At 62.7% G+C, this 2,259-nt stretch carries 2 protein-coding genes and 1 pseudogene; 2 read left to right on the plus strand and 1 reads right to left on the minus strand.

Features of this window, described 5'->3' with window-relative positions; all coding sequences use genetic code 11:
* A partial coding sequence (pcaD, locus tag Q0L57_RS13035; RefSeq protein ID WP_296743225.1) for a 3-oxoadipate enol-lactonase occupies positions 1 to 801 on the minus strand: 801 nt, incomplete at its 3' end.
* 92 nt (positions 802 to 893) lie between these two features.
* Here pcaD and pcaQ point away from each other — a divergent pair.
* A complete protein-coding gene (gene pcaQ / locus Q0L57_RS13040) occupies positions 894 to 1,811 on the plus strand; it encodes a pca operon transcription factor PcaQ (RefSeq protein ID WP_296743226.1) in 918 nt (305 codons plus the stop codon).
* Positions 1,812 to 1,993: 182 nt separating this feature from the next.
* Positions 1,994 to 2,259: pseudogene (locus Q0L57_RS13045) on the plus strand (ABC transporter substrate-binding protein); the annotation flags it as partial.

The following is a 2,259-nucleotide window of genomic DNA, read 5'->3' on the forward strand; positions in this document are numbered from 1 at the left end:
AGACTTTCCCTCAGGCAACGAGGCGACGAAATCGCGGATCAAAGTGACGAGCGCATTTGGCTGCTCGACGCATGGGATGTGCCCTGCATCGTGGATCACCTCGAAGCGCGCGCCGGGGATCAAATCAGCCAGCGAGCGGACCAGATCGGGTGGCGTTGAGCCGTCCTGATCGCCGACGATGCAGAGCGTCGGCACGGCTATGTGCCGGGCGCTTTCGCTGAAATCCGCGTCGCGGACCGCCATGCAGGTGCCGATGTAACCAGACAGCGCCTGCCTGGTGAGCATGTTGCGGCAGCCGGCAAGCTCCGCCGCCCGCGTGGCATGGAACTCCGGTGTGAACCACACTTTCATGATGCCATCGGCGATCACCTCGATTCCGTCGTGCTCGACAGTCGCGATGCGCGTGTTCCAGCTTTCGGCGGTGCCGATCTTATGTGCAGTGTCGCTGAGGATCAGCGCCTCTACACATTTGGGGTGGCGAGTATAGAGCCGCTGGGCGATCATGCCGCCGACGGAGAGCCCGAAGAGCACGACCTTGTCGAAGCCGAAATGGTCGATGAGGGCGGCCAGATCATCGACATGGTCGTCGATTGAGCGCACGCCGCCGCCGATGTCGGAGAGCCCGTGGCCACGCTTGTCGTAGACCAGCATAGGCATTTCGCCGGTAAGCCGCGCGACTACTTCGTCCCAGATCCGGAAGTCGGTGCCGAGCGAATTGATGAAGATGATCGGGCGCGACGTGCCGGTCGCTTCGATATGGCGATGGTGCAGGGCGACGCCGCCTATGCTGACGAATGGCACGATTTCGATCCTCCAAAGCCACATTGCACGAGCGGTTTGGTTCGGTAAAATGATATTTTGCGGCGTTTCATTAACTTGGAGGTTATCGAACCATGGCGAAGAGCCGGATCCGCTTCCGCCACCTGCAGGCATTCCTGGAGGTGGCGAGACAGGGAAGCGTAGCGCGCGCGGCCGACTTCCTGCACGTCAGCGCGCCGGCCGTGACCAAGACATTGCGTGAATTGGAGGACGCGCTCGGCGTCGCCGTGGTCGAGCGCGACGGCCGCGGCATCCGCGTCACCAGGCTCGGCGAGATCTTCCTCGGCCATGCCGGTTCGGCGATCTCGGCGCTCAAGCGCGGCGTCGATTCAGTCCGCCAGGACGGCGCAATCAATCGCGATCCGATCCGCATCGGCGCCCTGCCCACGGTGTCGGCAAAGGTCATGCCGCAGGCCATGAGCCTGTTCCTCGAGGAGAACACGGGCGCCGCGCTCAAGATCGTCACCGGCGAGAACGCGGTGCTACTCGAACAACTGCGTGTCGGCGCGCTCGACCTCGTCGTCGGTCGCCTCGCCGCGCCGGAACACATGACCGGCTTCTTCTTCGAGCATCTTTATTCAGAGCAGGTGCTGTTCGTCGTGCGCGCCGGGCATCCGCTGTCGGAACCGGGCGCCGACATCTTCGCGCGCCTCGACGAATTCCCAGTCCTTATGCCGACCCGCGAATCCGTCATCCGCCCGTTCGTCGACCGCCTCTTCATCACCAATGGCATGACCGCGCCGGCCACCGAGATCGAGACGGTCTCGGACTCCTTCGGCCGCTCCTTCATGCGCCAGAGCAACGCGGTATGGATCATTTCGGCCGGCGTCGTCGCCAACGAGATCGCCAGCGGCGCTTTCATTGCCCTGCCCGTCGACACCGAGGAAACCAAGGGGCCTGTGGGCCTGACGATGCGCACCGACACCGCTCCCTCGCCTGCCTTCACCATCCTCCTGCAGACCATCCGCGAGGCGGCGCGGCATCACGCTTGACGATCAGGCAATCAGTTTCGAAATTCCACTAACCCAGGGGTTAATAAAACACCGTAAAATATCATTTTACCGAACCAAACCGCTAGTGCAATCTGGCTGCGGAGGATCGAAAGCCGTGCCGTCCGGCAGCAAACGGAAGACCTGTTTGTCGTCGTGTCGAATGGCCACAGAGGGAGGAGCAGATGTCTCGTAATATCGGCAGTAAACCCGGCATTTCGGGTATTTCACGGCGCCAGTTCATTGCCACATCGGTGGCCGGCGGCGCAGCTCTTGCATTCAGCCGCCGCAAGGCCTTTGCACAAGCCGCCGACACGCTCAAGGTCGGCTTCGTCAGCCCGCGCACCGGCCCGCTCGCCGGCTTCGGCGAGACTGACGGCTATGTCCTCGATCTTGCCCGCAAGGCCCTGGCCAACGGCATCGAGCTCGGCGGCAAGAAATACAGCGTCGA

It is taken from the genome of Mesorhizobium sp. (assembly GCF_024509055.1).
Taxonomy (GTDB): domain Bacteria; phylum Pseudomonadota; class Alphaproteobacteria; order Rhizobiales; family Rhizobiaceae; genus Mesorhizobium.

Excerpts from the sequence above, each read along its gene's own strand:
- pcaQ (WP_296743226.1), top strand. The coding sequence starts at position 894 with ATGGCGAAGAGCCGGATCCGCTTCCGCCACCTGCAGGCATTCCTGGAG.